The following is an 18,301-nucleotide window of genomic DNA, read 5'->3' as shown; positions in this document are numbered from 1 at the left end:
GATTTAGATGAGTGCTTAATTGGCAAGCCTGATCTGTATGTAAAAGTAAGTCGATGGCGTTACACCAATATTATGCTGGTATTACGCTTGTATTACCCTACTCAATAACGCCGTTTGTCACCCCCTCTTTACTGTCTTTCCAGAAGCCATTTACAAACTGGTATTTTATTTCTTTCCCCTTCATTAACAGGAAAGTTGGAATCTGCTCCAACTGAAGCGGCTTACCCGGCAACTCACCTTCAGTCAATAAATGTACTGCCTGAGTGGGGAAAGAATCGGTTAATTTCTGCCGAACCTTAAAGAGAACGACGCCATCACGCCGGAGAGCAGGCACATCAAGTTTGTCGAGATCAGAAGCCGATTCGAGCGTTTCGGGATAAAGGCGAGCGGGCACCAATGTCAAGCCTGTGGCGTCGATTTCCTCAAGGCCGTGAAATGTAGACAAATCGCCAATATCGTCAATGATACTCTTGTACTGAAAGGTTTTGGCATCCTTATCATTGACCTCGTTATAGTTGATGCCCACATCGACCCTGACTTGTTTGCCCTGACGCAGAACAGTGGCGTTCCGAATCAGGACGTCGAACAGGGCGCGGCCATTTTCCGGAATGGCCTGATAATCCCCATTACTCTCCTGTTTATACGAACCATCGGCAATGGCTTTCAGGGCGGACAGGATCGCGACGAAATTCAGACGCCGAATCGTCATCTTTTCTGAATCACCTTTATAGCCTCCCGATTCGATCAAAATCAAGGTAGTACCCCATTTCTGAATATTATCGCCAAACGCTCTGGGTTCAAACTCATCGTCATAGCGGGCAACCTGCCCCGGTATAAATTGCTGCAATACGCGGTTCATTCCCACAATGAGCTGCATGGATCGCTGCCGAATGTCGTTGATGTTCCGCTCTTCGTCGTAGGCCGTTGCCAGAAAAGACACAACGGCCTGTTTGCCTGTTTTCCCAACACTATAGCGCGGATTCTGATCATGAAGATTAAACCCGACCAAGGGTTTCAGCGTTTGCTGCATGTGCTTGAGCAAGGTTCCTTCAGGCGTTTGAAGACGCAGCGCATCGCGGTTCATGTCAATGTCCGTTGCTGTCCGGCGTTGAAACCGTTCGGCTCCATCCGGGTTGAGCATCGGCAGGCAGTAAAGCGTCGTTTTGGAGAGAATTGCCTGCCGAAGTTCATCAAATCCGTCATTTTTACCGCTCAGAAAGTTGAATATGTCGAACAGAGCCATGGTAGCGGTGGCTTCGTCGCCGTGCATCTGGCTCCACAAAAGTACGTTGGTCGTTCCCGTTCCGGCCTTGACCTGGTAGATAGCCCGCTTCTCCAGCGACTCTCCTACCTGACTCACCGACATCGGCTGACTCAGTGCATTGAGCACAGGTACCATATCGGCATGTTTAAATCGCCGGTGTGTAAAGGCTTTTTCTTTATAGATATCGTGGGCGTCGTGTAACCGGCGGGATTCTTCCTGAGCTTGCAAATGAGTAGAATACATTAGAAATAAAGGGATAATCAGGGATAGCTTCATCCTATTTTTTGTCCAAGCCAAAGTCCACCGGCAGCAGCCGTTAAACAGAATACCAAATTAAGGCCGATGTTAAGTAAGGCCGCCCCAAAACGACCAGTTTGTATTAGTACAACCGTGTCATAACTAAAACTTGAGAACGTACTGAGCCCCCCGCAAAAGCCTACGCCGATCAACAGACGGGCTTCCTCACTTGCCGATTTACTCATCACCAGCCCAACAATAGCACCAAGAACGAAGCTGGCAACAATGTTGACCAATAAAATAGCCTTTGGAAAAGGGGTGTTTATGATCGTGGCCGGTACAAACCGACCGGTGACGTAGCGGAGCAAGCTCCCTGCGCCACCCCCAAAAAAAACCAGCGCATACGGATGCATCAGCAAGGCTCTCATATTGGCAAACTTACGAAAAACAGCAACGTCGACGGCCAGAACCAGCATTAGAATCACAGATGGGCCGCTTTTTTCGCTATCATTGTAAAATACCCCATTCCGAAACGTAGCTTTTTCCTGCCTGACTATGGCTCAAAACCAACTCAAAAAATTATTAGGCGTCGGTTTCGGCGTGGCCGTTACGATTGGTGGTACCATTGGCACGGGCATTTTACGTAAGCCCGGCCCCATTGCGCAGGATATTGGCAACCCGATTTTAATTATTGCCGTCTGGCTTATAGTGGGTGTTTATGCATTAGCAGGGTCCCTCTCCGTCATGGAACTGGGCACCATGCTCCCCAAAGCGGGTGGCTGGTATGTGTATGCACGACGGGCCTTCGGCAATTACGCGGGATTTATTATTGGCATCAGTAGCTGGCTGGGCAGCGTATCGGCTATGGCGTTTGGGGCCGCTGTCATGAGCGAGTATATCAGCTTATTATTTCCTTCATTTGTTGACTATCAAAAGATAACGGCCATCGGTATTCTGGTTGCCTTCGTGGCATTTCACTCCGTTGGGGTGCGGCTGGCCAGCCGGGCACAGGAGGTAATGAGCGTGCTGAAAGGCGTCGGTTTACTGGTATTTGTGGTTGTTTGCTTTGTTATAAAGCCCGACCAGCCCGTAGTCGCTTCTGTTGATACTATCCGGCCACTGGCAGAAGGCGGAATCTGGCTGGGTGTACTTGCTGCGCTGCAAGCGGTCTTTTATACCTACGATGGCTGGCACACGGCGGCCTATTTCACCGAGGAAGACGTTGATCCGAGCCGCAATTTGCCTCGTTCTATGATTAGTGGGGTGCTGCTGATTATCGGCATTTACGTGCTGGTAAACCTTGCCTTACTATACATTTTGCCCGTATCAGCGCTGGCGGGGTCAAAACTTCCGGCTGCCGATGCAGTCCAGGTGCTGTTTGGGCCAGGCAGCGCCCAGGTGGTCACATTCCTGCTGATGATCTCTATTATGGGGATTATCAATGCCCAGATCATGTTTAACCCGCGTGTTATTTTCGCGATGGGTCGCGATGGCCTGTTTTTCCGTTTTGTTACACAGGTCAATTCGGGGGGTACACCGCTGAACGCAACCATGCTGACCGCAGGTGCGTCGATCTTAATGATTCTAACCAATACGTACAGCAAACTCTCCGACATCGCTACGTTTTTTTTCGTGCTTTGCTATGCTTCGGCTTTTGCTGCGCTTATTCGCTTACGGCAAACGGAGCCCGAACTTGCCCGGCCGGTACATGCCTGGGGGTACCCGTTTTCAACCTGGACATTGCTTTTTGCATCCATAGCCTTTCTAGTCGGCGTCGTAATCGGCGATTTTTCGAGTAGCTTGTATGCGCTCGGGTTCATTGCGGTGAGTTATCCAGTGTATTTGTTGATCAAGCAATAAGGGATAATACCCGTCAATTTACCACGACGCGATCATATCCGATCAGCTAATAGGTAACTGGTACTTCGCCCGCCTGACTCTGCCCGTATCATGTATATTTACTATGCAACAAACCTTAATCACAGCATAGTATGCGGTGATTAAACCTGTTATTCACCGCAACAGTCGCCAGACGGCTATACTAGACGAGGAAATCTTAAAACCGTTCGTGAATTTGTTTTAGTAACTCCGCCGTTCGGCGACGCATTTCGCTGACGGTTTGGGTGAAGTTGTTGTGCATGATGCTGAAATACAAGAGCTTATTTTGCCGGGTCAACACGTAGCCGCTTAGGTTATACACGCCCGTCATGGAGCCGGATTTGGCAAAAATATAGGGTTTGCCATCTATCGAAAGACTTCGCAATGTGCCCGATTGCCCGGCGGCCGGCAGCAAGGTAAATAGCCGCTGCTGAGGCACTTTGGCGTAAATATGGCCTAGTAAGTTGATGAGAATATTGGGCGTAAATAAATTGTAGCGCGACAGTCCCGACCCGTCGACCCATTTGGCCGGACTTCCCGGTGCGGTTGAGTAATGAAGGCTATCAAATAGTCGACGTATCTCACCTACAGGATTGAGCTGCACTGAATTCCCCTCTGCGGAGGCCATGAACAGAACTTGCTCGGCAAACTGATTATCGCTAACATGCAGCATTCGTTTGTAGAGCGAGTCGGTAGAGGTTCCACGCAGAAGTCGGGAATTTGTTGGTAAAGCTATATTTACGACGCCAACTGGCCGATGCAGCGTATCGGCCAGTAGTTGAGCCGCTAACGCAGCAGACCACCTGAACGGCACATCCTGACGCGTGGCTTTTTCATCAACTGCCCGAACAAACTGGTTACTAAATTCCGACCGATGTACGCTATTGGCTACATTAGGCAGTGCTTTCGTGCTGTCAATAAATCGGTGAGGACTGACCTTATCCTTATCGAAGCGGACAACATTGCCATAAATGGGCAACGGAGCTAACTCCGCTGAATAGTCGTCGTTGTAATCATCCCAGGACCAACCCGCCCCGAAGCGTGGGCCGGTATAGTTTGCCGCAGAGAAGAATAACCGCTCCGGGCGATTTCGTAAAAAAGCTAGCGCCGTTGTATCAGGCAAATCAGGGTGAAGCAAAAGGGGGTTGCCGGTTCCCCAGAAAATCAGCGAGTCGTTCCGAATGGCATAACGCAACACGGGCAGCGAGTCGCGCAGAGACAGCAGCCCCGCATAGAAGCTAACTAATTTTGTGTTCGACGCTGGCGTAAACGGCTTGTCAGCATTATGCTGAATCAACGACCGCTTTTTAACCGGGTCGTACAAGGCAACACCCGTGAAGTGATCTGTATATATCGGGCTTGTTTGCAGCTCACGAGTAATTCGGCGAGCCGGAGAACAGGCAACAACGGTCAATAAAATTAGAAGCGGGGCTATTGATCTCATACTTGTCTGGGCCAAGCTCCAGCTTAGCCCGTGAGTCTGCGATATGCACGGCCAAGCTGGAGCTTAGCCCAGACACAGTTATTTCTTGACGATCTGCTCGCCCGGCAGCAGCCAGACACCCCGCGCCGATTGCCCGTAGAAGGTTGTACCAAACGGAATTTCCTGCCGACGGGTACGCCCGTTTTTTAAGCGTATGTTCACAACGGTTGTAGCTGCATTGACGGGCGTAAAGGTTTGCGGCTGTTGTACAGAAAATACGAGTAAGGGGCCCCGGTTTTGGGTGGCGGCAAAAAGACTGTGTCCTTTGGCATCGGGTAAGTTAACGAGTGCTTTTGCGTTGCCGGGCACATAAAAACCAGACTTTGCCATAGTTAATGGCAGGAAACCGCCTTTTCCGTCACCTTTCAGCACTAGTCCGTTCATCGCATCCATTCGTCCGGCCACTAAATCGCTGCCGTGATCGTTACCGACCAGCACCGCATCCAGATTACCATCGCCATCTACATCCTGCGCCAGCATACCAAATACGGGAGCCGTTTGCGCCATCAGTGGCAGTGGGTGGACGGCAAACTTTCCATTACCCTTATTTTCAATGTAGCTACTCGACTGGTAGTTGGCCGACAGTTTCAAGGCCTGACTGCGTTCGTCTTCAGTTAAAACCTGACTCATGGTCGCTTCGCCGAAGGGCGCGTATTTAAGATACCGGCGCTTAATACCAATCATCTGTTTCACCATATCGTCCCAGCCGAAATACGGGTATTCATCATACTGGCCTTTGGCATTTTTGAAATACACGGATGGGAACGCGTCATAAAACCCGTTGTTGTCGAAGTCGCCCGCGTAGATGCGCACAGGGCGTTCGGTGCTGGCCCGAAACAGAGTGTTTTGCCCCATATTGCCGGCCAGATAATCGATATCACCGTCGTTATCAAAATCGCCGGGCGTCAAGGAGTTCCAGAAACCCACTTTATCGGCTAATCCGCTGTTATCGAGCGGTTGCAGATGGCCTTTTACATTATGAAGTATGGTTACCGGTGCCCATTCGCTGGCCAGCATCAGGTCAACATACCCATCGTTGTCGTAATCTGTCCAGAGCGCATCACAGGTTAGTCCGGCTTTGGCAATGAATGGCGCTAATTGCGCCGTTACGTCGGTAAATTTCGGGCTTCCTCCCTTCTGGCCCGCGACGGTAGATCGATCATTCCGAAGCAAATAACTTGGCACGCCCATTGGGTATTTGTAAGGTTCAACGCGTCCCCCTACAAATAGATCAAGGTCGCCGTCGTTGTCGAAATCAGCGGCTTTTACGCAGGAGCCATTAACCCGAAAATTGGGCAGTGCGTTGGGGTCCAGCGTAAAATTGCCTTTCCCGTCGTTCACATAAAGCCGGTGACGCATGGCTTCGGCCATTTGCTCGGGCGAAAATTCGGGGCTTCCGCTGGCGGCATATAAATCCAGATCGCCATCCCCGTCGGCATCGAACAATAACAGGCCAGTATCCTCGGCCAGTTTTGTGGGCATTGGTTTCAGGACAAACTGGCCTGACGGCTGTTGCAGCAGCAACTCCGTCGAGTATTTTGAGCTGCCACCCACGACCATATCGGCCAGACCATCGCCGTTTACATCGCCCACCGCCAGCGCCGGGCCATATTCGGTGAGTTTGTGCAGGAGGGTTTTCTGCCCGTTAAAATCAATAATATCCGTTTCCTCATGCCGGTAGGTAATCCCCAAAGCGGCTGTTACGTCCTGCAATAGCGGTTTAATGACTGGAACCGTTTCATTGGTTTCGCCGGGTTTTGCATCCCTTGCTTTGAGCGTAATGGTCTGGTCGGCATTAACGCTCGGAACAATCTGCACCCGGCCGCCCGGCCAGATCACTTTCAGATTTTTAATAACCGTAGTTTTTCCTAAGCCAAAGTGGGCAACTGGCTCAACACTGGACAGGAACCCCCTGTAAGGCGTGTGTTCGTAAAACTCTTTCCGACCATCGGGCAATTCATACTCAATAGTAGCACCCAAGCCCATAGGATTGGCCCCATCGCCCTGAAATTGAACCCGCAGGTAGTGTATCTGTTCGCCCTTTTTATCGACCAGCGTGTTCCGATAGATGAAAGCTTCGTCGTCGATGTTGTTAACAATGTAATCCAGGTCACCATCGCCATCAAGGTCGGCATAGGCAGAACCGTTCGCGAAATTTGGCTCACTTAGCCCCCAAAGGTCTGTTACGTTCTCAAAAGCGGGACCACCCGACTGTGCATTGCCCCGATTCCGATAAGCGTAGTCACTCACCTTTACTGCCGGCATTTTTTCGGTTAACTCCTTCCGCAGTGCATCGGTCAGATAGGTATTTACCGAGCTGTAATAATTCGTAAAGTCGCGGTCGGTAATATCACGGGGAAACCCGTTGGTTACCATCAAATCCCGATAGCCGTCATGGTCAAAATCGGCGAGCAAAGGCGACCAGCTCCATTCGGTTTCGGCCACGCCAGCCAGCATACTGATTTCGCTAAAAACGGGCATGCCAACATGAGACGTATCTGTGGGCCGTACCCCGGATGGCCGGCCCCCGGACGGCCGGACCCCGGATGGCCGGACCCCCTGATTTAACTGTAGTGTATTTCGGGCATATTGGTGTTCAAAACCCAGGCGATCCCACTCCTGATAGGCAAAATAGCTACTAGGCCCCATTAAACTCTTTTTACGGAGGTTGTCTTCGGGCAGCATGTCCATCACGATGATGTCGGCAAGGCCATCGCCATTAATATCGGCCACATCATTGCCCATCGCCGAAGAACTTGTATGCTTAAACGCTTCATGAGCACGATTTGTGAACGTGCCATCGTGGTTGTTGATATACAGCACATCGTTGGTGGCAAAGTCGTTGGTTACATAAATATCTTTCCAGCCATCGCGGTTAATGTCGCAGATATTAAGGCCAAGCCCGAACCCCTCGGATATCAAACCGGCCTGTATCGTTACATCGGTAAAGAACGCGTGTCCGCGTTTGGGGTCGAAATCATTCCGATAAAGACGGTCGATATTAGGCGACAAGGCATTGCTCTCTCTTGTGAGTAAGTTGGCGGTTTTTCTGGGGTCAGAAATCTGGTCGACCAGCACGTAGAGGTCTAAATCACCATCGTTATCGTAGTCAAAAAAGGCTGAATGGGTGGAAAAGGTTGTATCGGCAATGCCGTAATCGACGGCCATTTCGCGGAATTTAGGCGCACCGTCGGCGTCATTTCCCTGATTGACATACAGCAGATTTGTCCGTTGGGCCGCTTTTTTATGGAGTGTCGTGGAGATGTACACGTCCAGTTTTCCATCGGCATTTACATCGACGACTGACACGCCCGAACACCAGCGGCCACTGCCCCCAATACCAGCGGATTTTGTGATATCTTTAAAATGAATGCTCCCACCCGCTTCGGTCTCGTTGATATACAATCGATTTGATACCTGGTTCCCGGCAAAAAACACATCGGGTTTCTTGTCGCCGTTAAAATCGCCAACCCCAACGCCCCCGCCATTGTAAATGTACTGGTAGTTCAAGATGTTGAGCGTATCGCTGTCGGTGATGGTATTGGCGAATGTGATACCGGTATCCGACGATTGAAGGCGTTCGAAAAGGGGTTTTTCGCGGCAGGCTGAGAGTATGAACAAAAATGCGACGGGCAGCACCCAGGCGCTATTTCGAGAGAGTGGTTTCATGAATAGTAATGTGCCGTTTTACGGTGGCAGACTAAGCAGATTATCCCCAAATTTACCTATAAAACATACCCAAAATCATAGAACACTGCTTTTTAATACTGGGAAGTGCTAGTTTGTGCAGTTCTTAGTCTTTTGAATAGAGCAAAATTTCCTGTTTTTTTCAGTGGCGTCAGACTGGGTTTCAGTGACGTCAGGTTCTTAAACCTGACGAGCGAGGTTTCTCAAAACCTCGTTCAATTAACAGTCTATTCGATAGGTTTTGAGAAACCTATCTTGTCAGGTTTAAGAACCTGACGTCACAAATACATCACAAATGCAGCAACTACTTTCGCTTTCGAAACCGGGCCACCATGGGTTGAACGGTTTTTCGTTCGACGACCAGCATGGCTACCATGAACAGCCCGAATAGTGCCAGATGCACCGGTACCGCAATCCATAAGTTGGCAATAGGAAACTGCCAGCATACCCAGATGAGTAGCCCGGCGGCCAGTATATACCCTGCCGCCGATCGAATATCATAGGGAACAGGGTAATATTTTTCGCCCAGCACATAGCAAAGCACCAGCATGACAAAACTGGATGTCAGGAAAACCACAACGCAGCCCATATAACCCATTACAGGGATCAGCAGGATATTTCCGACGATGGTAATGGCCGCGCCAATCAGCGTGAAAAGCGTTCCGAATTTCGTTTTGTCGGTGAGTTTGTACCAAAGCCCGATGTTCTGATAAACGCCGAGAAACAAGTTGCCAAGCAGTAACAACGGCACAATGTTCAACCCTTGTCGATAGGCCGGAGATAACATGGCAGCGCCAATGATGTCGACATTCAGGCTTACACCTACCCAGATCACGACGCATACAATGGTAAACCATTTTGTAACCTGAGCTAATAACTCGGGCGAGTTTTTATCCTCAGCGCGGGAGAAAAAAAACGGATCAGCGGCAAAGCGGAACGACTGTGTTGCCAGGGCCATAAATACCGAAAGCTTAAAGCAGTTACCGTAAATCCCAAGGGCATCTTCGCTGGTGAGCGCCATCCCATTCGCTCCCGTATAAAATCCTTCAGGCAGGTAATGGCGCAGAAAAAGTCGATCGGTAAGGCTGTTCACCACATTAGCAAGTCCCGTGAGCATGATGGGGTATGCATAGATATAGAGCACCTTAACATCGGGCCAGTTAAACTGAAACCGAAAGCCCCGAAACGCCTTGCGCAGTAACACAAAATAAAAGGAGTTACCGAGAAGGTTGGCCAGAAAAATATAGCCGGGACCAATGGCCGGGTCATACACATAATTAATGAACGGCTTCAGGGCCGTCAAATATTTACCCCGCATAACATCGGGGCAGATAACCAGAAAAAACACGTTCAGGACGATGACAATGGCAATATTCAGCATTCTGACTTTTACAAACTGCCGAGCTTTGTTCTCGACTCGCAGGCGGGCAAAGGGAATGGCAGTAATGGCATCAATGGCCACAATCAGTGCCGACCAGCGAATAAAAGTCGTTTGCCCCGGATAATTGAGCCAAACCGAAATCTCGGGAGCGAGGTATAACAAAGCAGCCGTTATTACACCAGAAATCAGTAAAACAAGGCTTAGCGTCTCACTAAACGTTTTGGTCAGAATTTCCGGCTTACGGGCCGCAAACCGAAAGAAAGCCGTTTCCAGCCCAAAGGTATACACCACCAGCAGCAAGGCGATATAGCTATAGAATTCAACGTTCGACGAAAGGTCTTTGGGGCGGGCAAACGCATAGGTTTGAATTGGCACCAGCAAATAACTGAGCAACCGCCCCAGAATTGTACTGACACCATAGAGTGCTGTATCACTCGCTAATTTTTTAAACGTACTCATGTAGAAATACCCACCTTATGGTTTCGGCTTTCAAGCCACCGGGCTGACAAAGTTAAGACCTTTGGTTATCTTTGCACCCTAGCTTGAAACAGGCTTCCGGCTGTTTCAAGAAAATTGCTACTTATCTATTGAAGCAGCCGGAGCCTGTTTCGGCCAAGTCCATGTCTCTCAAAATCTCCTCTGCGCTGATTTCCGTTTTTTACAAAGACGGTCTTGAGCCCCTAGTCCGGCTGTTGCACGAACAGAATGTCAAACTCTATTCGACGGGTGGAACTCAGGCATTTATAGAACAACTCGGCATTCCGGTTACAGCCGTTGAAGACCTTACCGGCTATCCGTCTATCTTCGGCGGTCGGGTAAAAACCCTGCATCCAGCGGTTATGGGCGGTATTTTGTACCGTCGGGATGTGCCCGAAGATCTCGCACAGGCCGAACGTCATCAGATTCCACCTATCGACCTGGTGATTGTTGACCTGTACCCCTTTGAAGAAACAGTGGCATCGGGCGCGTCGGACGAAGATATTATCGAAAAAATTGACATTGGCGGTATTTCCCTGATTCGGGCAGCGGCCAAGAATTACAACGATGTGCTGATTGTTGCCTCGCGCAATCAGTATGCCGATGTAGTCACTTTGCTCACCGAAAAAAATGGCGCAACCGACCTGACCGATCGTCGGGAGTATGCCGGTAAAGCCTTTGCCGTTACGTCGCATTACGACACCGCCATTCAGGCTTATTTCGCGGGTTCACCCAGCCCAAAACCAGATGCGACCGGAACCGTTTACGATTTCAGAACGATGCCCGCCAGCCATCTTCGCTATGGTGAAAACCCGCATCAGCAAGCCACGTTCTATGGCGATCTGGAAGCTATGTTCGCCAAGCTTCATGGCAAAGAGTTGTCGTATAATAATCTGGTCGACGTTGATGCCTGCGTAAATTTGATTGATGAATTTACGGATTCAGCGGGTGAAGCCTTCGCCATTATCAAGCACACCAATGCCTGTGGTATTGCCACAGCCCCAACGGCCAAAGAAGCGTATTTGAACGCCCTCGCCTGCGATCCGGTTTCGGCATTTGGTGGCGTAGTGATCACAACGGCAACGGTTGATCTGGCAACGGCTGAAGAGTTGAATAAACTGTTCATGGAAATTCTGATTGCGCCCGATTATGCGCCAGAAGCACTCGCCCTGCTGAAGTCGAAGAAAAACCGAATTCTGCTTAAACGAAATACGATTGCCCTGCCTACTGTCATGTTCAAAACAATTTTGAACGGTGTACTGGAACAGGATAAAGATAACCAGACCGAGACAACCGAACAGTTTAAGGTTGTGACCGAAAAGGCGCCGACGGATAGCGAAAACCGGGCGCTGGAGTTTGCCCTGAAAGTGTGTAAACACACCAAGTCAAATACAATTGTTCTGGCGAAAGAAGGTCAACTTTTAGCGAGCGGTGTAGGGCAAACATCCCGCGTAGATGCGCTACGGCAGGCTATTGACAAAGCGCATTCATTTGGCTTCGATTTGAACGGGTCGGTAATGGCATCGGATGCATTCTTCCCGTTTCCTGACTGCGTCGAGATTGCTGGTCAGGCAGGCGTTACGGCCGTTGTTCAACCCGGTGGCTCTATTCGTGATCAGGACTCGATCGATTATTGCAACCAGCACAATATGGCAATGGTCACAACAGGCGTGAGACATTTTAAACATTAACCGCACGGGCGGCCCCGCGAGATTTTAACGAGATTTAAAGGATTAAACAAGATTATCCAATAGTCAGATAATAAGGTCTTGATAACTCGGAGAGTTAGTTCGGATAATCTTGTTTAATCTTTTAAATCTTGGGCAAATCCCGGTTCAGACATATGCGACTACTCTACACAATCTGGTGCGCTACATATCTCGTTGCTTTGTACATCGTTCTGTTCCCCATTCAGTTTGTGTTTTTGCAGCGTAACGCCTGGAAGCCCCTTGCCCACAAAATCAACCGTGTGTGGGGGAAACTGTTTTTTATTGGGGTTGGCATACCGGTACGGGTTGAGTACCGCTTCCAGCCCGATCCGAAACAGGTTTATGTATTCTGCGCCAATCACTTCTCGTATCTGGATATAGCTGCGATGGGCGTAATCGTGAATAATTACTACGCATTTGTTGGCAAGAGCGACGTGAAGCACATTCCATTGCTGGGGTATATGTTTGCGAAACTACATGTGCAAGTCGACCGGAAACAGCCCAATAGTCGGGCTTATTCACTGGCAAAGTCCATCAGGACGCTGGCATCGGGACGAAGTATTATGATTTTTCCCGAAGGAGGGATTCACACTCCGGAACCACCCCAAATGGTACCGTTTAAAGACGGAGCTTTTACGATGGCGATTCAGCAGCAAGTGCCTATTGTGCCGATTACTTTGTTGACTAATTACCATATTTTGCCCGATAGAAGCCCCATCCGGTTTTATTGGCATCCGCTTCGGGCCGTCATTCATCCGCCCATCGAAACGGCATGCATGACCCAGGAAGATGTCAAGCCCTTAAAAGAAGAAACATATAAAATCATAAATAAGGAATTAATGAGTGAACAGAAAGTAGTGGCCTAGTAATTCGTATCCAGGGGTTCGGCCATTCGCTCTTTCACTCTTTACACTCTTTCACTCTTTCGCTTATGAAAGTAGATCACGAAACACTGCATAAAATTGCTCACCTGTCGCGGCTTGAGGTGAAGTCCGACGAAGAAGCTGCGTTGCTTAACAGTCTGAATGGCGTTCTGACCTGGATGGAACAACTCAATGAGGTCGATACAACAGGCGTGGAACCGCTCACGCATATGTCGGCCGAAACGAATGTACTACGAGAGGATTTTGTGGCGAATCACTTGCCCCGTGAACAGGCCCTTATGAACGCGCCCCAACACGACGACCAGTTTTTCGAGGTTCCAAAAGTACTGGAATAAGTTGGTGCTGCGCTTCACAGCTAGTCTACTGGTCCCGCTATCTTGAGACCAATGATACCGACGGTGATAAGCAGGATAAAAAACAATTCGGTCCATGACCAGCTTGTTTTCAACCAGAAAACGTCGGCAGCTTTCAAAAATACCAGTGTTAGTGCCATCCAAACCGCAAAGGCCGTTGTTGTGGGTATGGTGCGCATGGCAATGGCCAGCAGAACTGTATTGATGATCCCAAAAACAACGTAGGCAACCCAGGGCAACAGGATAGGCAAACCCGTATCAAGAGTATAGAAAGTATTCCAGCGAAGAGTTTTCAGATCATCCCAGCGCATGTACTTGAGTGCGTACATCCATGCCATTTCGCAGGCGGCCGCACCGACCAGATACAGCCACGATAAAGTAGTTTGCGTAATCATGACCCAGTGTGAACAGATACAAAGGAAGTGGCTATTCGCACCTCAATGCAACTTGCGACAGTAACAATGCGATTAAGAAATTGTTACTATCGGCCCCGCATCACGCTTTCTTTCCTCTGTAGATTACGCCAGAACCGGTTTTACAATCTTTCCGGCCACATCGGTTAGCCTGAACGGTCGCCCCTGAAACTGATACGTCAGCTTTGTGTGGTCAAATCCAAGCAGGTGCAGAATGGTAGCTTGAAGGTCGTGAATATGGACTTTGTCTTTCACGCCGTAATAGCCAATATCGTCGGTTTCGCCGAACAAAAAGCCTTTTTTAACACCACCACCCGCCATCCAGACGGTAAATGCTTCGAGGTGATGGTCGCGCCCCATAAACGGCAGCGTTTGGCCATCCCGGTTCTCCTGCATGGGTGTCCGGCCAAATTCACCGCCCCAAACTACGAGAGTGTCATCCAGCAATCCGCGCTGTTTTAAATCGTTCAGCAAAGCAGCTACGGCCTGATCGGACTCTTTGCATTTCTTTTTCAGACCAATGTCAATGGACCCATCGGAACTGGTACCGTGCGTATCCCACCCCCAATCGAACAGTTGCACAAAACGTACTCCCCGTTCAACCAACCGGCGGGCGAGCAGGCAGTTTCGGGCAAACGAGCCTTTATTTGGGTCAACACCGTAGCTGTCCAAGATATATTGCGGCTCGCTCTTGATAGCCATCGCGTCGGGCACGGACATCTGCATTCTGAACGCCAGTTCGTACTGAGCAATACGCGTCAGGATTTCGGGGTCTTTTACGTCGTCGTATTGCTGCTGATTGATCTCGCTAATGGCGTCGATGGTTTGTTTACGAACGTCGCGGCTCATGCCCAGGGGATCGGACGCGAAAAGGACGGGGTCGCCGTCGGTTCGGCATTGAACGCCCTGATAGACCGTTGGCAGGAAGCCACTTCCCCAAACAGACTTGCCTGCGTCGGGCTGTTTGCCGCCTGACGCCAGCACAATATATCCCGGCAGGTTATCATTTTCAGTACCTAGGCCATACGTCACCCACGAGCCCATACTGGGTCGGCCCAGGCGAGCGCTGCCCGTATGCATGAGCAACTGCGCGGGCGCATGGTTGAACTGATCGGTGTGCATCGCTTTGAGGAACGAAATATCATCCACCACGCCCTGTAAATGAGGCAAATAGTCGGACACCCACGCCCCCGACTGGCCATGTTGCGCAAATTTCCCCTGTGGCCCCAGCATTTTGGGCACTCCCCGAATAAAGGCAAATTTCTTCCCTTCAAGCAAGGCCTGCGGACAGTCTTTCCCGTTGTACTTCGCCAGTTCGGGCTTGTAATCGAACAACTCCAACTGACTCGGCGAACCAGCCATGTGGATATAAATGATTCGTTTGGCCTTCGGTAAATACTGCGACGGGTGTGGGGCGGTAGGCTCGCCTGATGGCAAGGCTGACCCAACGGTATTATCCTGCGGGCTATCTTTCCCGAAGAAGCCACAGCTTCCCAGCACAGAGCTAAGTGCCATAGCACCAAGGCCCGTTGAGCAGGTGTGCAGAAAATGCCGCCGGGTTTCGCGTTCGGCAGCCGCCTGCTGGAGTTCTTTAAGGAGTTTGTTCATAGTGTTGCTGTTGCTCTATTCCTTCGTGATCACCTCATCCAGGTTCAGCATCGTATTCGCCGTTACTGTCAGGGCCGCTAGCTGAGGTGAAATGGTGGAACAGTTTACGCCCGGACGATCCAGCAAATTCTCGGCCTCACCCGGTTTTTGCTGGTAATACTGTTCGGTATTTCGATAAAGACGAGCCAGTACAGCCAATTTTTTCGGGGGTAAGTCGCGTAACATGACCCGCCGGAAACCAGCCTGAATTTGCCCCTCCGGCGATTTACCGTGACCTTGCATGTATTCGGCCAGTTTTCGGGCGGCTTCTACATAAACCGGGTCGTTCAGCGTCACTAATGCCTGTAAGGGCGTGTTGGTCCGGAGTCGGCGTAGCTGGCAAAACTCCCGGCTGGGGCTGTCGAACGTAACCATCGACGGATAGGGTGCGGTACGTTTCCAGTAAGTGTACAAGGCCCGTCGGTTCAGGTCTTCGCCGGTGCTTTGTTTCCACGATTCGCCATCGTAGGGTGATTGCCAGATGCCATCGGGCTGAACGGGCATCACACTGGGACCATACATTTTTTGACTCAGTAAACCACTTACGGCCAGCGCCTGATCGTGAACGGCTTCAGATGATAAGCGGACGCGTGGCCCCCGCGCCAGTAGTCTATTGAAAGGGTCCTGGGCCAGCATAGCCGGTGTTGCGTTTGATTGCTGACGATAAGTGGCCGACATAACCAGTCGTTTCAGGAGTTTTTTGACGCTCCAGTGATCGGTTTCCATAAACTCAACGGCCAGATAATCCAGCAACTCGCGGTGGGTTGGTTGAATTCCCTGTGTTCCCATATCCTCTACCGTTTCGACAATGCCAGTACCAAATAACTGCTCCCAGAACCGGTTTACGGCTACGCGAGCCGTTAGCGGCTGCTCCCGGCTAACCATCCAACGGGCTAAGCCCAGCCGATTTTTGGGTAGACTCGGATTCATGGCAGGAAAGGATTTAGGCACATCGGGCGTCACACGTTTGCCTTTCACCATCCAGTTCCCCCGCTCGAAAACGTGTGTTTCCCGTGCCAGATCGCCAGAACCATCGAGCATGATGGGTGTTTGGTCAACATCGGCATTGAGAAGATCCAACAGCATTTTGTCTTTTTCGCCGATAGCATTTTGCGGTTGACCCGGCAAAACGGGGGTAAAGGCAACCCATTTTATCTGAACCCAATCTTTCGGTTTTTCCAGGCTATTCAGCGATAGATACAGGCTGTGCCGCCCCTGAATTGGTGGCAACGGAATCATCTGAACCGTGTCTTTGCCGGGTTTTGGTGTAGGAATTTGCGCCAGAATGGGGCCATCCGCTTTGTCCTGGCGAACGGTAACTAGTGCATTGGTCGCCTTGGTGCCCCACTTCATTAACAAGCGCGGGCGTCCGGTCAGGGTCACATCTTTAATACGGCACCCCCCTTTATCCTGAAAACCAAAGTATTTGGCATCCAGAAGCGACGCATTGACGTATTGATCGAAGTCGTGTGAGTTGATTTTGGGTTCAACCGTGCGGAGTAAGTGCGTAACCTGATTCGTGTATGCTTGCGCTTGCTTTGAGTCCTTTACCGTACCGGCAATGTAGTGCTGCAGATCAACGAGTTTGAGCGAATCTTCAGCTTTATAGAATCGAAGCGTTGGCGTATCGCTCGTTACATCTTCGTCGCGGGAGTTGTTGAAAAAGGCGAGGTATTTGTAATATTCGTCGTGCAAAAATGGGTCGTAGGGGTGGCTATGGCACTGGATACAGGCGAAGGTCGTTCCCTGAAACACGTCCCAGGTTGTGTTGACACGATCAATAACAGCCGCCGTTCTGAATTCTTCGTCCTGCGTCCCGCCTTCATCGTTGGTCATTGTATTGCGGTGGAAACCCGTTGCAATGAGTTGATCGTCGGTGGGTGTTGGCAACAAATCGCCCGCCAGTTGCTCAACAGCGAACTGATCGAAGGGTTTATCGTCGTTAAACGCCTTAATCAGCCAATCTCGATAGCGCCAGATTTTCCGGCCGGGGTCACGCTCGTAACCTTTCGTATCGGCATAACGGGCTAGGTCGAGCCACATACCCGTCCAGCGTTCACCATAAGCAGGAGATTTCAGCAGCCGGTCAACAACTTTCTCGTAGGCATTGGACGATTTATCGGCCATAAAAGCGGCCACGTCCTTTTCTGTCGGAGGTAAACCCGTCAAATCAAGCGACACCCGCCGAATCAGGGTAGCACGATCTGCCTCGGGCGAAGGTTTCATTTGTGCCGAGGCCGGACTTTCCTGCTTAAGTTTATCAATGACAAAATGGTCAATTTCATTTTTGGCCCAGTTCGTTTCGTCATTTTCAGCGATACCTAATCGGCTCCAGAACGTACCAATTTCGGGAACATCGGGTTTCTGGACAGTCTGGTAAGCCCAATGGTCACCCCACTCGGCACCCTGGTCAATCCACTTACGCAATAGATCAATTTCTTCGGGTTTCAGGGCCGGATGATTCAGCGGCATTCGCTCGTCGGGGTCCGTCAGCGTAAGCCGCCGAATCATTTCGCTGCCATCTGCATCGCCGGGAATAATGGCAAATTTGCCGGATTTAGCCGGTGCCAGAGCCTCCTGTTTGAACAACAGCGAAAAGTTGGCTGCCTTCTTGACGCCACCGTGGCAAACAATGCAGTTCTTGTTCAGCAACGGTTTGATTTGGGTGTTGTAGTCCACCCGCTTCTCAAAAAAACCGAGAAACGACGAAAGCATCAAGGCGACCCCGATACCTACTGCACCCAAAAGAACCCACCTGATTTTCATAAAGCGTAGACATAAAGATGTTGCCTGCTACCAAAAGCAGGAACATTGATTTTTGTAACTATTAAATTTTCAGGTTGCTGTTATTTTAACGAAGATTCAACATAATCTGTTCATTATGAAGA

12 protein-coding genes are annotated in these 18,301 nt (G+C 50.2%); 4 read left to right on the top strand and 8 right to left on the bottom strand.

Annotated features, from left to right (window positions below):
• Positions 1-97: 97 nt before the first annotated feature.
• On the bottom strand, positions 98-1,507 hold the full coding sequence (locus CWM47_RS10895) for a M14 family zinc carboxypeptidase (RefSeq protein ID WP_240625838.1): 1,410 nt from the start codon (positions 1,505-1,507) through the stop codon (positions 98-100).
• 29 nt (positions 1,508-1,536) lie between these two features.
• Entirely contained in the window at positions 1,537-1,977 is a 441-nt protein-coding gene (gene crcB / locus CWM47_RS10890; RefSeq protein ID WP_240625836.1) for a fluoride efflux transporter CrcB, read from the bottom strand.
• A gap of 79 nt (positions 1,978-2,056) precedes the next feature.
• On the opposite strand from crcB, the gene CWM47_RS10885 reads away from it, so the two are divergent.
• Positions 2,057-3,361: an APC family permease gene (locus tag CWM47_RS10885; RefSeq protein ID WP_100988004.1), complete on the top strand. Its 1,305-nt coding sequence runs from the start codon at positions 2,057-2,059 to the stop codon at positions 3,359-3,361.
• Positions 3,362-3,557: 196 nt separating this feature from the next.
• Here the strand turns inward: CWM47_RS10885 and CWM47_RS10880 are convergent, their stop codons facing one another.
• The 3 genes from CWM47_RS10880 to CWM47_RS10870 form a co-directional block, all read right to left on the bottom strand.
• Entirely contained in the window at positions 3,558-4,823 is a 1,266-nt protein-coding gene (locus tag CWM47_RS10880; RefSeq protein ID WP_100988003.1) for a D-alanyl-D-alanine carboxypeptidase, read from the bottom strand.
• Positions 4,824-4,901: 78 nt separating this feature from the next.
• A complete protein-coding gene (locus tag CWM47_RS10875; RefSeq protein ID WP_100988002.1) occupies positions 4,902-8,531 on the bottom strand; it encodes an FG-GAP-like repeat-containing protein in 3,630 nt (1,209 codons plus the stop codon).
• Between the two features lie 322 nt (positions 8,532-8,853).
• Entirely contained in the window at positions 8,854-10,389 is a 1,536-nt protein-coding gene (locus CWM47_RS10870; protein WP_100988001.1) for a polysaccharide biosynthesis C-terminal domain-containing protein, read from the bottom strand.
• Between the two features lie 161 nt (positions 10,390-10,550).
• On the opposite strand from CWM47_RS10870, the gene purH reads away from it, so the two are divergent.
• From purH to gatC, 3 genes are all read left to right on the top strand, one after another.
• Positions 10,551-12,098, top strand: a complete 1,548-nt coding sequence (gene purH, locus CWM47_RS10865; RefSeq protein ID WP_100993826.1) for a bifunctional phosphoribosylaminoimidazolecarboxamide formyltransferase/IMP cyclohydrolase — start codon at positions 10,551-10,553, stop codon at positions 12,096-12,098.
• 152 nt (positions 12,099-12,250) lie between these two features.
• Complete coding sequence (locus CWM47_RS10860; protein ID WP_100988000.1) at positions 12,251-12,982, top strand: lysophospholipid acyltransferase family protein; 732 nt, start codon at positions 12,251-12,253, stop codon at positions 12,980-12,982.
• A gap of 65 nt (positions 12,983-13,047) precedes the next feature.
• Positions 13,048-13,335: an Asp-tRNA(Asn)/Glu-tRNA(Gln) amidotransferase subunit GatC gene (gene gatC / locus CWM47_RS10855; RefSeq protein WP_100987999.1), complete on the top strand. Its 288-nt coding sequence runs from the start codon at positions 13,048-13,050 to the stop codon at positions 13,333-13,335.
• 20 nt (positions 13,336-13,355) lie between these two features.
• Here the strand turns inward: gatC and CWM47_RS10850 are convergent, their stop codons facing one another.
• The 3 genes from CWM47_RS10850 to CWM47_RS10840 all read right to left on the bottom strand — a co-directional run bounded on the left by CWM47_RS10850 (position 13,356) and on the right by CWM47_RS10840 (position 18,179).
• A complete protein-coding gene (locus tag CWM47_RS10850; RefSeq protein ID WP_100987998.1) occupies positions 13,356-13,748 on the bottom strand; it encodes a DMT family transporter in 393 nt (130 codons plus the stop codon).
• Between the two features lie 123 nt (positions 13,749-13,871).
• Positions 13,872-15,374, bottom strand: coding sequence for a DUF1501 domain-containing protein (locus CWM47_RS10845; protein WP_100987997.1), 1,503 nt, complete (start codon positions 15,372-15,374; stop codon positions 13,872-13,874).
• A gap of 15 nt (positions 15,375-15,389) precedes the next feature.
• Complete coding sequence (locus CWM47_RS10840) at positions 15,390-18,179, bottom strand: DUF1553 domain-containing protein (RefSeq protein ID WP_100987996.1); 2,790 nt, start codon at positions 18,177-18,179, stop codon at positions 15,390-15,392.
• Positions 18,180-18,301 lie beyond the last annotated feature (122 nt).

Source organism: Spirosoma pollinicola, from assembly GCF_002831565.1.
GTDB classification, from domain to species: domain Bacteria; phylum Bacteroidota; class Bacteroidia; order Cytophagales; family Spirosomataceae; genus Spirosoma; species Spirosoma pollinicola.
Note: the sequence above shows the minus strand (reverse complement) of the source record. Positions and strands in the feature narration are given on the sequence as shown.